We start from the raw sequence: 15,577 nt of genomic DNA, 5'->3' as shown, positions 1-15,577 counted from the left end.
CTAGAACCTTTTCAGTCCGGCGGCTTCCTTGCTGCCGAACAGGCCTTCCGGTTTGAAAAAGAGCGCCAACAGCAAGAGCACCAAGGCCACCGCGTCCTTGTATCCGGACGACACATAGCCCGCGCAGAAGGATTCCGCCAGTCCGAGCAGGAGCCCCGCCACCAGGGCTCCAAAAAACTGGCCCAACCCCCCCAGAACGGCCGCCCCGAAGCCTTTGAGGCCCAGCAGCGCCCCGCGGTCGTATTCCATGAGGGTGATGGGGGTGATGGCCACGCCCGCCGCCGCCCCGATGGCGGCACTGAGCATGAAGGACAGGAAGATCATGGTCCGCACAGGAATCCCCACCAGGCGCGCGGCGGCGGGGTTGTCGGCGCACGCCAGCATGGCTTTCCCATAGACGCTTCGCTGAAAGAAGATGGTGAGGCAGGCCACGATGGTTCCGCTCACCGCCAGCACCCACAGGGCCTGGGGCTGGATGGCCACGCCGTTCCACAGGATGGAGCCTGAGCCCGAAAAGGCCGGCAGCCGGTAGGGATCCCGCCCCCAGACCAACATGGCCCCGCCCTTGAGCAGGATGGAAAAGGCGATGGTGATGATGATCATGGAAAGGACGGTGGCGTGTCGCGCCTTTCGGATCACGTAACGCTCCAGGATGAGCCCGGTCAGGGCCACCGCCGCCACCGCCGCCAGGAAGGCCGGCAGCATGGGAAACCCGCAGGTTTCATGGAAGAAGACGGCAAAAAGACCGCCCAGCATGACGAATTCACCCTGGGCGAAATTGATGATCTCTGTCACGTTGTAGATGATGTTGTAGCCGATGGCCACCAGGGCGTAGATGGCTCCCACCGTGATCCCCCCCAGCGCATACTGAAGCCATGCCGCCCCGAATCCTATACTGTCCATCTGGCATCGGTCCTTGCTGGTCTCGATTGACACCAACGGGGCGGATCACACGCTCGGCATGATCCACCCCGCTTTCCAAACGATCGCCATGGCGCGCCGCCACCTGTTCCCATGCCCCCCCACGGGCGGCCTAGGCTGGCTCCCAAAACGGCACAACCCTACTCGGCCAGGGCCCAGTCTCCGTTTTTCACCACGACCATCTCCAGATCGTCTTTGCTCAGCCCGTTGTGGTCTTGGGGCGAGAAGTTGAAGATGCCGTGTTGGCCCACGAAGTTCCGAGTATTTTCAAGAAAATCCCGGATCTTGGCCCGGTCGGGTCCCACCGCCTGGAGAGCGGCCAGAGCCAGGTGCATGGAATCCCAGGCGTGGCCCCCAAAGGACGAGATGGGCTCCTGGTACTTGGCCTCATAAGCCCGGATGTATTCCATGATCACCTTCTTCTGGGGATGATCCTCGGGCAACAGCGGCCCCACATTGACCCGGGCCAGAGGCAACAGCACGCCTTCGGCCGCATCACCGCACAGCTCCAGATACTTCTTGCTCCCGAAGCCGTGGCTCTGGAACAGCGCTATCCCCTCCATCTTGAGATCCCGCCAGCCCTTGACGGCCAGCACCGCCGTGGGCCCCACGGACCAGTTGACCACCGCCTGGGCTCCCGACTGCCGGATCTTGGTGAGCTGGGCCGTGAGATCCGTATCCTTGGGCCCGTAGCGTTCATCGGCCACGATGGTGATGCCATAATCCTTGGCCAATCGCAAGAGTTCCTCACGGCCGCTGGCCCCGAATCCCGTGGACACCGTCATGATGCCGATCTTGGTAATGCCCTTGGCTTGCATGTAATCGTACATCTTGCCCACCACATGCTTGTCGGATCCGGCCACCTTGAAGACCCAATGACGGCTTGCCACGGGTTCCACGATCTTGTAGCTGGCCGCACAGGAAATGAGAGGAACCTTGTAGGCTTCCGCCACACTGACCACCGCCAGACTGTTCCCGCTGGTGCTGGGTCCGATGATCACGGGCACCTTGTCCCTCTTGATGAGCTTTTTCACCGCCAGGTTGCACTTGGTGGCGTCCGTCTCGTCGTCATAGAGAACCAGTTGCACCGGATGCCCGTTGATCCCACCCCGGGCATTGACCTGCTCCACGATCATCTCGGCCGTCTTCTTTTCCGGCTCCCCCAGAAAGGAGGCCCCGCCCGTAACGGAAAAGACCGCTCCGATCTTGTAAGGCTTGCCCCCCGCCAGGACCCCCACCGGGGTCAGCAAGACCAAGGCGCAGACCCAAAGCAGGACCCGACTTGCCCGTCCCACACATCGATTCCGACCTCTACCGACCATGGCATCCTCCTTCCCTGTGAAGAAACGACCAACAAAAAAAGGCCGTGGGAACAATCCCACGGCCCAATCAAAAAGCCGCGGGCAAGACCAATCGCGGTCTGCCCACGGCTTTCTCGGCGGGAGATAACCTCAAAGGGCAGACCGCCTGAGGTAGCCGTAGTAGTAATAACCGATACGATGATTTGGACAACGTGACTTCATGGAGCCTTCGTCCTCCCAACAACCATGGTGACGGTGTTCGCCTTCCCTGCTTACAGGCGTCCCCCTGGTTTTGTCAAGGCGAAAGAGGCTCCGAAAGGCCGGGCCCTCTTTTCGGACGAGGAGGCCCCGGCTTCCGTGATCCAAGAGGCGGACGCCCCTCGGGATCGGTCAGACGTTCGATTCACACAGGCCATCCGGTGCGGTGGCGCTGGAACTCACCGTACCACCCCGCTCGCAGGACGGGCGCATCTCTTCCTTGCTAGCCTCCCGGATATCGCGGATGACGATGTCGAACTCGGCCGAAGCGCCCGCATTGGGATGATTGAAGTCGGCCACAATCACATCTTCTCCAAGTTCCAACACCAGAAACTCCACCAGGGACCGATTGCGCATCTCCCGGTACACTTTGCCCACGCGGAGCCGTTCTTCCTTGTAGTCGGACCGGGGAAGTTCTCGGACCAGCTCGGGATCATGGGGCCCGAAGATCTCTTCCGGCGGCACGTACACCTGCACCCGGTCGCCCACCTTCTTGTTCATGAGAGCGGCCTCCACCGACGGATATTGAACGTCCACCCCGTAGACGAAGGTGCTGGTGGCCGGCGGCGATTGCTGGACCTCTCCGTGCTTGGTGGTGGTCTTCACGGTAAAATCGATGGTCACTTTCATACACTCTTTGACTTGCTTCATCTATACGACTCCTTGAGCTTGATGATCCGACACCCCGAAAAGTGATGCCGTCTTTCGGGCGCCGGGCGCCACGGACCCCGCCGTGATGGGCCTTTCCCCACGGCCGTGGCCCAGGATTTCCCGCATTCCAAGTTATTCCTCAACTTAAGGCCCGGCCCGATTTTGTCAACCAAGGGATGGTTCCGCCACGGTCCCATTGGACTGGACGCTCCGTCGTGGTATAGAAGGCGGAGCCTTGAGGCTCCGGGCCGCAAGCTCCGGAAGAGACCCACACATTTTTGGCGGCGATACGGCAAACATCATGATGCGAAACGACCTGTGCTCCCATGCAGAATCCAACGGGCTCAACGTTTTTCGATGGCCTGCTTTGGCTTCCTTGACCGGCCTCGTCCACGGGGTTTTCACCAGGCAGGGAGGCGTGAGCCGCCCGCCCTACGACAGCCTCAACACCGCCTTCGGCAACGGCGACCGCCCCGAGGCCGTGGCCCGCAACCTGGCTCGGATCGCCGCCCACACCGGTCTGAAGACCCTGGCGGCGGTCCGACAAGTCCACGGCGATCGGGTGGTCGTGGTGGACGAGGCTTTTCTGGAACGGTGGGAACGAAGGAAACACGAAGGCGTGTCGCTCATCCTGGGGCCCGAGGCCGACGCGCTGGTGACACGTCTACCCCGGGTGGGGCTTCTGGTGCGCATCGCCGACTGCCAGGCGGTCTTTTTGGCCGACCCCCAAAGGCGTGTCATCGCCAACGTGCACAGCGGCTGGCGAGGCAGCGTGGCCAACATCCTGGGAAAGACCGTGGCCGTCCTGGAGGAACGTTTCCAGTGCCGGCCGGAATCGCTGGTGGCCGCCGTCAGCCCTTCCCTGGGGCCCTGTTGCGCCGAATTCAGAAATTTTGAAGGAGAGCTTCCCCGATCCTTTTGGGCCTTCCAGGTTCGCCCGACCTATTTCGACTTTTGGGCCATCAGCCGCCGCCAACTGGTGGAGGCGGGGCTGCGCCCCCAAAACATTCACCTGGCGCAACAGTGCACCGCATGCCATCCGGACCTTTACTTTTCCTACCGGCGCGACAAGGAAACAGGGCGCATGGGAGCCGTGATCGCCCTCACCCAGGAGGAATAACACCGTGCCCAAGACACAGGAAAAAGCCCGTCTGCTGGAAACCCGACGGGTGGCGGAAGACACCCACCGGATCGCCCTTTACGCCCCGAGGATCACGGCCACGGCCCGGCCGGGTCAATTCGTCATGGTGCGAATCACTTCGGAAGGGACCGATCCGCTCCTGAACCGCCCCTTTTCCTTCCACCGCATCCACAAAGACGATGGCCTCTTCGAGATCCTCTTTCGCGTGGTGGGCCGGGGCACCTGGCTCCTGTCCCAGCGAAAGGAGGGGGAGACGCTGGAGGTGATCGGGCCGTTGGGCAACTTCTTTACCCTGCCCCCGGCCCACGAAGAGACCGTGGCGCTGGTGGCCGGCGGTATCGGCATCGCCCCGATGGAGGAATGGGGCCATCGATTGGCCCAGTGGGCGCGCGGCGACGAAGCCCGACGCGTTTACCTCTTCTACGGCGCACGAACGGCTTCGGAAGTGGTGCCCACCCGAAGATTGGAGCGGAAAGGGGTCACCACCTTCATCAGCACCGACGACGGGACCCTGGGACGATGCGGCACCGCGTTGGACCTCCTGGACCAGACCTGCCGGGATCTGAGCATCCGACCCCAAAGGCTCTATTCTTGTGGGCCCCTGGCCATGCAGGCGGCCGTGGCGACGTGGGCCCGACAGCAAAACCTTCCGGCGGTCATGTCTCTGGAATCGGTCATGGCTTGCGGCATCGGCGCCTGCTTGGGATGCGCCCTTCCGGCCGTGCCCCCCGACGATTCCAGCCGGATCCATTATGTCCATGTGTGCAAAGAAGGACCTGTTTTCGATTCGAGGAAGATCCTATGGGAAAAGATGGAACCCATGCCCGTTCGGCCCCTGAGCTTCGTGTGCAGCTAGGGCCTCTGTCCCTCAAAAACCCCGTGCTCACCGCCTCGGGAACCTTCGGCTACGGACAGGAATTTTCCGATTTCCTGGACCTGGCTCGATTGGGGGCCGTGGTGGTCAAAGGCATCTCCCTGGAACCCCGGCCGGGCAATCCCCCTCCACGTGTTACGGAAACGCCGGCGGGAATGCTCAACGCCATCGGCCTGGAAAACGTGGGAGTGGAACGGTTCCTGGCCGAAAAGCTCCCCTCTCTGCGCCGGCGCAACGCCACGGTCATTGTGAACATCCTGGGAAACAGCGAACAGGAGTACGCGGCCCTGGCCGAACGGCTGGAGGACGCGGAAGGGATCGCCGCCCTCGAGGTCAACATCAGCTGCCCCAACGTCAAGGAAGGCGGCATCGCCTTCGGGACCGATCCCAAGACGGCGGCGCGGGTGACGGAGGCGGTCCGGCAAAAGACGCACCGCCCTCTCATCGTCAAGCTGAGCCCCAACGTCACGGACATTGGCCTCATCGCCCGGGCGGTGGAGGCCGCGGGGGCGGACATCATCTCCTGCATCAACACGGTGTCCGGCATGGCCGTGGATGTCTTTTCCCGCCGTCCCAAGCTGGCCAACGTCTTGGGCGGCCTTTCGGGGCCGGCCATCAAGCCCGTGGCCCTGCGTTGCGTCTACCAGGTGGTGCATGCCGTCTCGTGCCCCGTGATCGGTATCGGCGGGATCCAGACGGCCCTGGACGCCCTGGAATTCCTTCTGGTGGGCGCTTCCGCCGTGCAGGTGGGCACCGCCAACCTGGTGCGCCCCACCGCCGCCGTGGAGGTCCTGGACGGCCTGGAGCGGTTCCTTCGACACCAGGGGCTGGCATCCGTTCAGGAATACATCGGCACCCTGGACACCACCTGCCGCCTTCCCCAAGCGGAGGAAGCCTGTGCCGGCGATGGGTGAGGCGGGCCGGCTCCAGGGTTGGCGGATGGCAGGGCAAAACCCGGTTCCACCCGGCCCTTCCCCCACTTGACCCGTTGCTCTTCACTCCCCCGCAAAGCGACGACCCGCCTCCCGGCACTGAGCCAACAGGTCGGGGACTTGGGCCACATCGGTCTTTCCTTCCAGTTCCCGGAAGCACAGATCCCCCACCAATTGGCCGCCGATGGCATCCAGAAAGTAGTGCATGGTGAGAAGCGCGCAGTCGAAGAGGCGCTTTCCCCGGGTGGCGGCGGCGCTCAAAAGAAAGCCCTTCCTGGGAGGCGTTGCCCCTTGATCCGTTCCATTGCCGGCACCCAGTTGCTTTTTCATGAAAAGGGCTTGGCAGCGGTCGATCAAGAGCTTGAGCTGGCCTGTCACGTTGTAGAAGTAGATGGGAGTGGCCACCACCACGCCTTCGGCCCCTTCCAGCAGGGGATAGACCGACTGCATCCCATCGTCCACCACGCACGTTCCGGTCTCGTCACAGCCGCCGCACCCCACGCATCCCTGCATCTTGAGCCGGCGCACATAGACCCTTTCCACGGAGGCACCCGCTTCGACCGCCCCTTCCAGAAAGGCGTCCAGCATCCGATCCGTATTGCCCCCTTTACGAGGCGAACCATAGATTCCCAAAACCTGCATCCACTCCCTCCAAGCCCATGGCGTTCTTTACAAAGATCCTATCCGTCCGTACGTCTTGGAAAGATTCCCCACCGATGGATACCTCCTCCACGGCGTTCGGCGGATCCCCCATTAGCAACAGCAAGACAAATTCCATCACCGGAAGCGACCGGTCCAGAACATCCCGACTCTTGCAACCATTGGACCCCGCCCGGCGGTCGGCCCAGGGGCATTCTTACCGGCTGGATTCAATATAGCACTTGCCCAAGGCGGGCCCAAGGCGGCCGACGGGGCCAGGGTCTCGTCGTCAAGGCACAATCCACAAATGCCGCCCCCACCGCCCGGACTCTCCCCGGCCATCACGGCGCGCCTTCCGAAGCAACGCTTGTCACCAACGGCACAATCCTGTACAAGGAGGCCCACCGGAAGGGCGTCCCTCTCCGGACCGTGGGACACGGCCGGATTGCCGGGGATGCCCGGTCGAAATGGCAATCCGGGAACGGGAGATCCTCCGTCCTGCCGCCTATCCGTCATCCTCGCGAAAGCGGCGATTCCATGCTTTCTGCTGGTCCCGGGCTCGTGCATTGGGCGGAGCGACCGTTTTGGAGCGCGGAAGAGGCTCGATGAGGTGTTCCCGGATAACGGATGACACAAGAAAAACTGGAGCTTCCCATGAAAATTCTCATTTGTGACGGCATGCATTCCAAGGGCCTGGAACTTCTCCGGGCCGAAGACGAACTGGAGGTTCTGGCGCCTGACCAGCCGGGGCCGGAAGAAGTGCGGCGACTGGCGGCCGACTGCGACGCCCTGGTGGTCCGGAGTCGAACCAAGGTCACGGCGGATCTCATGGATGCCGCCCCCCGACTGAAGGTGATCGGCCGGGCCGGCACCGGCGTGGACAATATCGACGTGCCAGCGGCCAGCGCCCGCGGTATTCTGGTGATGAATACGCCCGGGGCCAATGCCATGGCCGCGGCCGAACACACCATGGCGCTCATGCTGGCCCTGGCCCGCCACGTGCCCCAGGCCACCCAGTCCCTGCGGGAAGGGCGATGGGAAAAGAAGCGCTTCCTGGGCACCGAGCTCTACCAGCAGACCCTGGGCATCATCGGCCTCGGCAAGATCGGCTCCATTGTGGCCGACCGGGCCTTGGGCATGAAGATGAATGTGCTGGTCTACGACCCGCACATCACCCCGGAAACAGCCGCCATCCTGGGCGCCGAGTGGGTACCGCTGGAGGAACTGTTCAAGCGTTCGGATTTCATCACCCTGCACACGCCCCTGACGCCCAAAACCCGCAACATCATCAATCGGGACGCCCTGGCACTCATGAAAAAGGGGGTGCGCATCATCAATTGCGCCCGCGGCGGACTGGTGGATGAAGAAGCTCTCCATGAGGCGCTCGTTTCCGGTCACGTGGCCGGAGCGGCCCTGGATGTGTTCGCCGAAGAACCGCCCAAAGACAACCCCCTTCTGAGCCTGGACAACGTGATCTTCACCCCCCACCTGGGCGCTTCCAGCTTCCAGGCGCAGGAAAACGTGGCCCGAGCCATCGCCTCTCAGATCGTGGACTACCTGAAAAGAGGCATCATCCGAAACGCCCTCAACTTCCCGTCCATCAGCCCCCGGGACTATGAGCGCATCCAGCCCTATCTGGTACTGGCCGAACGCCTGGGACACCTGCAGGGACAGCTCTGTTCGCCCATCGAACGCGTAGAGATCGAATACAGCGGGCCGGAATTGACGGAGCTCCCCCTGGATCCGCTCACCCAGAGCATTGCCAAGGGGATCCTGGATCCCATCCTGGCGGAAAAGGTCAACCTGGTGAATGCCCCCATGCTGCTCAAAGAGCGCAAGATCGAGCTGGTGGCCACCACCACCTCGGAGACTCGAGGATACACGGGGCTCATCCGCGTCACCGTGGAAGGCAAGGGCCAGAGGCGCTCGGCCACGGGTGCCGTCTTTCCCGGCAACGAAATCCGCCTGGTGCGCCTCAACACCTACCGGCTGGAAGCGGAACTGGAAGGGGTCAACTTGATTGTGCAAAACGAGGACAAGCCGGGCGTGATCGGCTTCATCGGCACCACCCTGGGTTCCCACCAGGTGAACATCGCCAACATGCATCTGAGCCGCACCCCGGAAAAGGATCGGGCCATCGCCATCGTCCGCCTGGACGACGAAGCCCCACCCGAGGCCCTGGAGGCCCTGGCCAAGACCCCCGGCATCTTGAGTGTGGAACAAGTGCGGTTGTAGCACCTTGCGGGGGTCTCGCCGGCGCGAACCGCCCCCGCAAAATGGCACCGCCCAAGCCGGACGTCGCACCAAGACCTCCGACCCGCCTCCGCCCCAGGGCCGAAGCCCTGCCAATGTGCCGTTTCCAGCGGATGAAATCAGACGATCGTGCATCCAAAAAAGAACCTGCCCGGCCGGAGGGGTCGAGCCGGGCAGGCCAAGGAGGGGTTAGGAGAAGGCGACATAACGTCAGCCTACCTACTTCCATCCTAATGCAAAACTGAATGCAATTCAACCCTCTTGTGGGGGCTTTAGGCCGGAATTTTGGCGGCAGGACAGCTCATGGCTTCACCTGGTGGACCCAGCCGAAGGGATCGTCCCTTTCGCCGTACTGGATCCCCACGATCTCGTCGTGGAAGCGCCGGGACCACTCCCCGACCTTTCCGTCCTGAACCACGTAGCTCCTTTCCTTGTAAAAGACCTCGCCCACCGGCGAGATGACCGCCGCCGTGCCGGAGCCGAAGATTTCCTTGAGATCCCCGGAAGCGATGCGGTCAATCACCTCATCGATGGTGATGGGCCGCTCCTTCACGGTGATACCCCAGTGCCGGGCCAGATCGATGACCGATTCGCGGGTGACCCCAGGCAGGATGGAACCGCTCAGGGGCGGCGTCACCAGCTCATCGTCGATGCGGAAGAAGATGTTCATGGTTCCCACCTCTTCCACGTAGCGCCGTTCCACGGCGTCCAGCCACAGCACCTGGGTGTAGCCCTTCTTCTTGGCCTGTTCAGCGGCATAGAGGCTTGCTGCATAGTTGGCCATGGTTTTGGCCTCGCCCACCCCGCCGCGCACGGCTCGCACGTACTGGTCGCTGACGTAGATCTTGATGGGATTGAACCCCTCGGGATAGTAAGCGCCCACGGGGCCCGTGATCACGTAGTGGATGTATTCCAGGGCGGGCCGGACTCCCAGATGGGGCTCGGAAGCGATCATGGTGGGGCGGATGTACAGGGACGCCCCCACGCTGTGGGGGATCCAGGCCGCATCCAACCGGATCAGGGTTTCGATGGCTTCCAGGTGGAACTGGACATCCACTTCCGGCATGCACATGCGACGCGCCGAGCGGTTGAATCGTTCCATGTTTTTGAGGGGGCGAAAGAGATGGATGCGGCCGTCTGCACAGCGATAGGCTTTGAGTCCCTCGAAAATCCCCTGGCCGTAATGGAGCACCATGGCCGCGGGATCCATTTCCAGGGTGCCGTAGGGCACGACCCGTGGGTTGTGCCACCGGCCTTCCCCATAGTCCATGCGGAACATGTGGTCGCTGAAGATCTTGCCGAAGACCAGCTGGTCGTCGGGGGGCGGGGTTTTGCGCTGTTCCGGGGCCACAGGCTGAAGCGAAATCTCCATTGGAACCTCCCACGTTGCGTTCGATGCCGTTCGACTCACGGCCCGGGGCGGGCTCCGTCCGCAGGCCGATCCCATTTCAATGCGTCAGGATCTTGCTCAGGAAGAGCCGGGTCCGCTCGCTCTTCGGGTTGGAAAAGAAGACCTTGGGAGGGGCGCTTTCAATCAGGGACCCTTCGTCCATGAAGACCACCCGGTGAGCCACCTCCCGGGCGAAACCCATTTCGTGGGTCACCACCACCATGGTCATACCCTCTCGGGCCAGTCCCTTCATCACGTCCAGGACCTCGTTGATCATCTCCGGATCCAGGGCCGATGTGGGTTCGTCGAAAAGCATGATCTTGGGCTTCATGGCCAGCCCGCGGGCGATGGCCACCCGCTGCTGCTGGCCTCCGGAAAGCTGCGCGGGGTAATGATCGGCCTTTTCCCGCATGCCCACCTTCTCCAGGATGTCCAGGGCCAGGGCCTCCGCCTCCTCCCGGGACATTTTCCGCACCTTAATGGGAGCCAGGATGATGTTTTCCAAGGCCGTCATGTGGGGATAGAGGTTGAACTGCTGGAAGACGAAGCCGATTTCGGCCCGTACCCGCGTGAGGTCCGTCGTGGGCGCGTTGATGTCCATGCCGTCCACCATGATGGTCCCCCTCTGGATGGGTTCCAGCTTGTTGATGCACCGGATCATGGTGCTTTTGCCCGATCCGCTGGGCCCGCAAATCACCACCACTTCACCCGGGTTCACACTGAAGTCGATGCCTTTGAGGACGTGCAGGTCCCCGAACCATTTGTGAACGCCTTGGAAGGAGATCATGGGTTCCATGCGGGCCCCTGTGCTTCAGGCAGAAAACGAGCCAAAGAGGGAGGTGGGCAGCGCCGCCCCGTCGGTCGCCTTTCGATCGGTTCCACAATATGCTAAATAGGCCTGCGTTTGCAAGCACCCGAACCCAAAGGGGACCCGGTCATGGAGCGAAAAGGCGAAACCGCGCAAGTCCACCCGGCGGCCGTGACGGTGGGCGATGAGCTCATCTACGGCGAACGCGCCAACGACAACCTGGTCTGGATGCTTGGAGCCTTCGCCCAGAAGGGACGTGCGGCCCGGGTGGGCCTGGTGTTGCCGGACCGTGAGGAGGTGATCGCATTTCACGTGCGAAGCCTTCTGGAACAAGGCTGCAGGCCTGTCTTCATCTCGGGAGGCATCGGCGGAACCCATGACGACCGCACGCGCCAAGGCGTGGCCTTGGCCCTGAACCGTCCCCTGGAGCTCCACGGGGAATGCGACGCCCTCCTGGCCCAACGGTACCGGGAGCGTTACACCGATCAGAGGCGCCGCATGGCCTGGCTTCCGCGGGGCGCTTCGCTCATTCCCAATGCCACGGGAGCCCCCGGGTTTTGCGTGGATTCCGTCTACGCCTTCCCGGGCTTTCCCAGCATGCTCAAGCCCATGGCCACCGCCGTTCTGGACGCCCTCTGGGGGCCCTTGGAAGGATCGTTCTGGGAAACGAAGGAGATCCGCCTCCCGGTTCCCGAAGGCACCGTGGCCGCGCAGGTGGAAGCGTTCGCCCGAAAGCATCCCCAGGTGCTGGTGGGCATCTACCCAGGCATCACTCCCGCAGGCCCCGTGACCAGCATCCGCTGCCGGTTCGGGAAAGACGACGCGGCCTCCCGCCGTTGCGTCGAGACCTTGTTGTCCGATCTGCAACACCGTTTCGGTGGGAAGGAACCCCAGGACAATTGACTCGGAAAGGAGCGTTTCATGGCTTTGATCAAGGTGGACGAGACCAAGTGCGATCAGGACGGGGCGTGCGTGCGCGCCTGTCCGGCCGGTATCCTGACCCAGCAGGCCAGCGGCCTTCCGGCCGTTGTCCGCGGCATGGCGCAGTTTTGCATCGCCTGCGGCCACTGCACGGCCGTGTGCCCCCATGGAGCCCTGGACAACGTCCGGGCGCCTTTGTCGACCCAGACGCCGCTGGAACGCTTTCCGGTGCTGGATCCGGAAACCGCTCTCACTTTCCTTCGCTCCCGCCGCTCGATCCGGTGTTACAAGCCGGAACCGGTCCCCCGAGAGCTCATGGAAAAGCTTCTCCAAGCGGCCCGTTATGCCCCATCCGGCCACAACTCCCAGGGCCTTTCCTTCCTGGTGGTGGAAAAACCGGAGCACATGAAGGGCGTCAAGGAACGGGTGGCCCGATGGATGAAAGCCCTGGTGGATTCAGGGTCCGAACTGGCCCACAAGTTCCACATGCCGGGCATTTTGAGGGCCTACGAACAGGGCCAGGACCGGATCCTTCGCGACGCCCCCCACCTGATCGTGGTGACCGCAGCCAAGGACCATGCCCCGGCCCGGGTCACCACCTTCCTGGCCCTGGAATACGTGGAGCTCTACGCCACCAGCCTGGGATTGGGCACCTGCTGGGCCGGATACGTGAACACCTGCGCGCAGATGACCCCTGATCTGGCCGCCTTCCTCGGCATCCCCGATGACCATGTGATCACGGGCACCATGATGGTGGGCTATCCCGACGAGATCTACCATCGACTGCCGGAAAGAAATCCGTTGGACCTTCGTTGGCTGGAATAGGCGCTCATCTGAGCCCCAGGGGGCAACGAAAGATCAAGGGCCGTGACCAGTTGCTGAGACTGGAATCGTCCAACACCCACCACGCACCCCTCCGGAAGCGACTCGGATAGGAGGGGTCCTGACCGAAGGCAAAAAATAGGGGCGAAACATTTTCGCCCCTATCCCCTGCACCGATGGATTTCTCTTTCAACACGACCTGTCCGACTACTCGGAGCCTGTCCGAGAACGCCCAGATTGCTCCTGTGGGCCCGTGCGGTCGGCCTGGCCGCCGGAGGGGCGGGTTCCGAACCCGCCCCCACAAAGCCCAAGAAACATCACGTGGCACAGGTGAATTGCCTTTGCCAGAAAGGCCAAGAGGCCATTGTGAGACAGGCTACTCGTCCTTGTTCCGCTTGGGCTTGGGAAGGCTCAGGCGGAAGATGAGAACCAGCGGCAGGACAATGAGGGCCATCATGCCGACCCGGCTTGCCTGCTCGGGGCTCAGGTAGTCGGCCCACGCCCGGAAGACTCCCAGGGTGGGGTCCAAGGCCGCCGCCCTTTTGAAATTCTCGCGAGCCAGCAGGTCCTTTCCCTGGGCGGCATAGATCCGGGCTTGCACGTTCAGGGCCCGGGCCATGGACACGGCGTCGTCGTGCAATCGCAGGACTTGAGCCGCGTCTTGGCGGGCTTCATCCCAGCGGCCCAAGTCGTAGAGTACCTGAGCCCGGTAGCTCAAGACCTCCGAGTCCTTGGGCTGAATCCGGTGGGCCGCACTGAGATCTTCCAGGGCCCCCGGAAGCATGCCTTGGCTCAGGCGCGCCAGGGCCCGGTAAAAGTACACTCGGTGGTCGGCACCTCCCTGTTGCAGGTAGGAGGTCAAGTCCGCTATGGCCTTCTCGTGCTTGCCCTGATAGTAGTAAAGGATTCCCCGTTCCCGGTGCGCGTCCGCCAGGGAAGGATTCTTTTCCAACGCCTCGGTATAGAGCTCCACCCGTTTGAACATGATGGATTCTTTCTGGGCCTTGAGGTACAAATCGGAGGCGCTTTGCATGGCACCCGCCGGGGCGACGAGAAACACCCCCACGACGACTGCGATGACCATAGGGATCCAACTTCTTTTCATGACTCTCTTCCTTTCCACGTCCGGAATGCGAGCGGGATGTGCCGCTTCAACATTTCTTTCGGAACGTTCGGTGCTCAACTTAAGCTCGAATTTGAGATAGGCAAGAGACGGGCCAAGGACGTTCCGAACGAGGCGCCTGTTTGTGCCACATCCGGCAGAAAAAGGAAAGGAAAAGATGGGGGTGTTTTCCCGCCGCCACATTGCGTTACAAACCAGGTAGGGGCGGCGTCCGAGCGCCGCGGCGGCCCGGCGAAAGGCGGCAAAGACGGTGGTGTGGCGGTTCGGAGCTTTCCATCAACTCAACCGACAAGGAGTCTTGGCATGAATCGAGCCCTTCCATTGACCGACGACACCTTCTGGGTGGGCGTCAACGATCGCGAAACGGAACTCTTCGAGGCCCTCTGGCCGCTGGCCTACGGCGTGTCTTACAATGCCTATCTCATTGTGGATGAGCGCGTGGCCTTGATCGATGCGGTGAAAGGCCACTTTCTCACGGAGCACCTGGGCAAGATCCAGGCCTCCCTGCCCGCGGGCAAGACGGTGGATTATCTGGTCATCAACCACATGGAACCCGACCATACCGGCGCCATCCAGATCCTGCGAAAGGCCTTTCCCCACTTGACCCTGGTGGGCAACAAGAAAACCTTGGATATGCTGGCCGCCTTCTACGGGGTGGACCAGGATTGCCTGGAAGTGGCCGACGGGGACACCTTGGAATTGGGACGCCATCGGCTTCAGTTTCACCTCACCCCCATGCTCCACTGGCCGGAGACCATGATGACCCTGGACACCACCACCGGTGTCCTTTTTTCCGGCGACGCCTTCGGCGGCTTCGGCGCAGTGGAGCCGGGCCTTTTTGACGACGAGGCGGACCGGGAGCTGATGGAAGGGGAAATGCTCCGCTATTACACCAACATCATCGCCCGCTACAGCCAGATGGTTCAAAAGGGGATCCAAAAGGTCAAGAATCTGACCTTCCGGGTCCTGGCCCCCACCCACGGCCTGGTGTGGCGGAAGGACCCGCAACGGGCCATTTCCCTCTACGACGTGTGGAGCCGACAGGAGGGCGAGCCCGGGGTGACCGTGGCCTACGGGTCCATGTACGGCAACACCCAACGTCTGGTGGAGGCCGCCGTTCGGGCCCTGGTGGAACGGGGGGTCCCGGTGGCGGTGCACGATCTGTCGCGCACCCACGCCTCCCACGTGGTGGCGGACATCTGGCGCCGGCAGGGCCTGCTGCTGGCCTGCCCCACCTACAACACCGGGCTCTTTCCGGCCATGGACGATCTGCTCCGGCTTCTGGAAAACAAGATGCTCCGAAATAAGCAGGTGGGCATCTTGGGTTCCTATGCCTGGTCGGGAGGTGCCGTGAAGGCCATGCGCCAGTTTGTGGACGCGCTCCACCTGGAGTTGGTGGAACCGGTGGTGGAGGCCAAGGGAGCCGGAACGGCCCAGGACCTGGAGCGCTGCTGGGAGCTGGGAGTCCGTCTGGCCGAGGCGGTGACGAGGAACGATTGAGAAAAAACGACCGGTGGGCGCGGGCCAAGACGTGGGCACCGGG

At 62.6% G+C, this 15,577-nt stretch carries 14 protein-coding genes; 7 read left to right on the top strand and 7 right to left on the bottom strand.

The annotated features are described in order from the left end of the window. The 3 genes from B9A12_RS05155 to B9A12_RS05145 all read right to left on the bottom strand — a co-directional run bounded on the left by B9A12_RS05155 (position 1) and on the right by B9A12_RS05145 (position 3,131). Positions 1-903: a branched-chain amino acid ABC transporter permease gene (locus B9A12_RS05155; RefSeq protein ID WP_084056813.1), complete on the bottom strand. Its 903-nt coding sequence runs from the start codon at positions 901-903 to the stop codon at positions 1-3. Between the two features lie 158 nt (positions 904-1,061). Then, on the bottom strand, positions 1,062-2,243 hold the full coding sequence (locus B9A12_RS05150) for an ABC transporter substrate-binding protein (protein WP_084056812.1): 1,182 nt from the start codon (positions 2,241-2,243) through the stop codon (positions 1,062-1,064). A gap of 369 nt (positions 2,244-2,612) precedes the next feature. Continuing rightward, on the bottom strand, positions 2,613-3,131 hold the full coding sequence (locus tag B9A12_RS05145) for an FKBP-type peptidyl-prolyl cis-trans isomerase (protein WP_084056811.1): 519 nt from the start codon (positions 3,129-3,131) through the stop codon (positions 2,613-2,615). 301 nt (positions 3,132-3,432) lie between these two features. Between B9A12_RS05145 and pgeF the strand changes: the two genes are divergently transcribed. The 3 genes from pgeF to B9A12_RS05130 are packed head-to-tail and all read left to right on the top strand — an operon-like array spanning position 3,433 to position 6,060. Further along, positions 3,433-4,251: a peptidoglycan editing factor PgeF gene (gene pgeF / locus B9A12_RS05140; protein ID WP_212636829.1), complete on the top strand. Its 819-nt coding sequence runs from the start codon at positions 3,433-3,435 to the stop codon at positions 4,249-4,251. 4 nt (positions 4,252-4,255) lie between these two features. Continuing rightward, positions 4,256-5,128 (top strand): dihydroorotate dehydrogenase electron transfer subunit, encoded by an 873-nt coding sequence (locus tag B9A12_RS05135; protein WP_084056810.1) that lies wholly within the window; start codon positions 4,256-4,258, stop codon positions 5,126-5,128. Continuing rightward, the gene (locus B9A12_RS05130; RefSeq protein WP_084056809.1) at positions 5,074-6,060 is read left to right on the top strand and encodes a dihydroorotate dehydrogenase; all 987 of its coding nucleotides are present in this window, start codon (positions 5,074-5,076) and stop codon (positions 6,058-6,060) included. The genes B9A12_RS05135 and B9A12_RS05130 overlap by 55 nt, the downstream gene beginning before the upstream one ends. An 81-nt stretch (positions 6,061-6,141) precedes the next feature. Here B9A12_RS05130 and B9A12_RS05125 read toward each other — a convergent pair whose 3' ends face one another. After that, a complete protein-coding gene (locus B9A12_RS05125; protein WP_084056808.1) occupies positions 6,142-6,720 on the bottom strand; it encodes a flavodoxin family protein in 579 nt (192 codons plus the stop codon). 651 nt (positions 6,721-7,371) lie between these two features. Between B9A12_RS05125 and serA the strand changes: the two genes are divergently transcribed. Then, positions 7,372-8,952, top strand: coding sequence for a phosphoglycerate dehydrogenase (serA, locus tag B9A12_RS05120; RefSeq protein ID WP_084056945.1), 1,581 nt, complete (start codon positions 7,372-7,374; stop codon positions 8,950-8,952). Positions 8,953-9,271: 319 nt separating this feature from the next. Here serA and B9A12_RS05115 read toward each other — a convergent pair whose 3' ends face one another. Both B9A12_RS05115 and B9A12_RS05110 read right to left on the bottom strand, forming a co-directional pair. Beyond that, a complete protein-coding gene (locus B9A12_RS05115; RefSeq protein ID WP_084056807.1) occupies positions 9,272-10,342 on the bottom strand; it encodes a branched-chain amino acid aminotransferase in 1,071 nt (356 codons plus the stop codon). A gap of 76 nt (positions 10,343-10,418) precedes the next feature. Then, a complete protein-coding gene (locus B9A12_RS05110; RefSeq protein WP_084056944.1) occupies positions 10,419-11,147 on the bottom strand; it encodes an amino acid ABC transporter ATP-binding protein in 729 nt (242 codons plus the stop codon). A 150-nt stretch (positions 11,148-11,297) separates the two neighbouring features. Between B9A12_RS05110 and B9A12_RS05105 the strand changes: the two genes are divergently transcribed. Next, a complete protein-coding gene (locus B9A12_RS05105; RefSeq protein ID WP_084056806.1) occupies positions 11,298-12,071 on the top strand; it encodes a competence/damage-inducible protein A in 774 nt (257 codons plus the stop codon). 18 nt (positions 12,072-12,089) lie between these two features. Next, a complete protein-coding gene (locus B9A12_RS05100; RefSeq protein WP_084056805.1) occupies positions 12,090-12,914 on the top strand; it encodes a nitroreductase family protein in 825 nt (274 codons plus the stop codon). A gap of 373 nt (positions 12,915-13,287) precedes the next feature. On the opposite strand, the gene B9A12_RS05095 is transcribed toward B9A12_RS05100, so the two are convergent. Beyond that, positions 13,288-14,016: a tetratricopeptide repeat protein gene (locus B9A12_RS05095; protein WP_170920358.1), complete on the bottom strand. Its 729-nt coding sequence runs from the start codon at positions 14,014-14,016 to the stop codon at positions 13,288-13,290. Positions 14,017-14,337: 321 nt separating this feature from the next. On the opposite strand from B9A12_RS05095, the gene B9A12_RS05090 reads away from it, so the two are divergent. Next, complete coding sequence (locus B9A12_RS05090) at positions 14,338-15,534, top strand: FprA family A-type flavoprotein (protein WP_084056803.1); 1,197 nt, start codon at positions 14,338-14,340, stop codon at positions 15,532-15,534. Positions 15,535-15,577 lie beyond the last annotated feature (43 nt).

This window comes from Desulfacinum hydrothermale DSM 13146 (genome assembly GCF_900176285.1).
Classification (GTDB): Bacteria; Desulfobacterota; Syntrophobacteria; order Syntrophobacterales; family DSM-9756; genus Desulfacinum; species Desulfacinum hydrothermale.
Note: the sequence above shows the minus strand (reverse complement) of the source record. Positions and strands in the feature narration are given on the sequence as shown.

Excerpts from the sequence above, each read along its gene's own strand:
- B9A12_RS05155 (WP_084056813.1), bottom strand. The coding sequence starts at position 903 with ATGGACAGTATAGGATTCGGGGCGGCATGGCTTCAGTATGCGCTGGGG.
- B9A12_RS05150 (WP_084056812.1), bottom strand. The coding sequence starts at position 2,243 with ATGGTCGGTAGAGGTCGGAATCGATGTGTGGGACGGGCAAGTCGGGTC.
- B9A12_RS05145 (WP_084056811.1), bottom strand. The coding sequence starts at position 3,131 with ATGAAGCAAGTCAAAGAGTGTATGAAAGTGACCATCGATTTTACCGTG.
- pgeF (WP_212636829.1), top strand. The coding sequence starts at position 3,433 with ATGATGCGAAACGACCTGTGCTCCCATGCAGAATCCAACGGGCTCAAC.
- B9A12_RS05130 (WP_084056809.1), top strand. The coding sequence starts at position 5,074 with ATGGGAAAAGATGGAACCCATGCCCGTTCGGCCCCTGAGCTTCGTGTG.
- B9A12_RS05125 (WP_084056808.1), bottom strand. The coding sequence starts at position 6,720 with ATGCAGGTTTTGGGAATCTATGGTTCGCCTCGTAAAGGGGGCAATACG.
- serA (WP_084056945.1), top strand. The coding sequence starts at position 7,372 with ATGAAAATTCTCATTTGTGACGGCATGCATTCCAAGGGCCTGGAACTT.
- B9A12_RS05115 (WP_084056807.1), bottom strand. The coding sequence starts at position 10,342 with ATGGAGATTTCGCTTCAGCCTGTGGCCCCGGAACAGCGCAAAACCCCG.
- B9A12_RS05110 (WP_084056944.1), bottom strand. The coding sequence starts at position 11,147 with ATGATCTCCTTCCAAGGCGTTCACAAATGGTTCGGGGACCTGCACGTC.
- B9A12_RS05105 (WP_084056806.1), top strand. The coding sequence starts at position 11,298 with ATGGAGCGAAAAGGCGAAACCGCGCAAGTCCACCCGGCGGCCGTGACG.
- B9A12_RS05100 (WP_084056805.1), top strand. The coding sequence starts at position 12,090 with ATGGCTTTGATCAAGGTGGACGAGACCAAGTGCGATCAGGACGGGGCG.
- B9A12_RS05095 (WP_170920358.1), bottom strand. The coding sequence starts at position 14,016 with ATGAAAAGAAGTTGGATCCCTATGGTCATCGCAGTCGTCGTGGGGGTG.
- B9A12_RS05090 (WP_084056803.1), top strand. The coding sequence starts at position 14,338 with ATGAATCGAGCCCTTCCATTGACCGACGACACCTTCTGGGTGGGCGTC.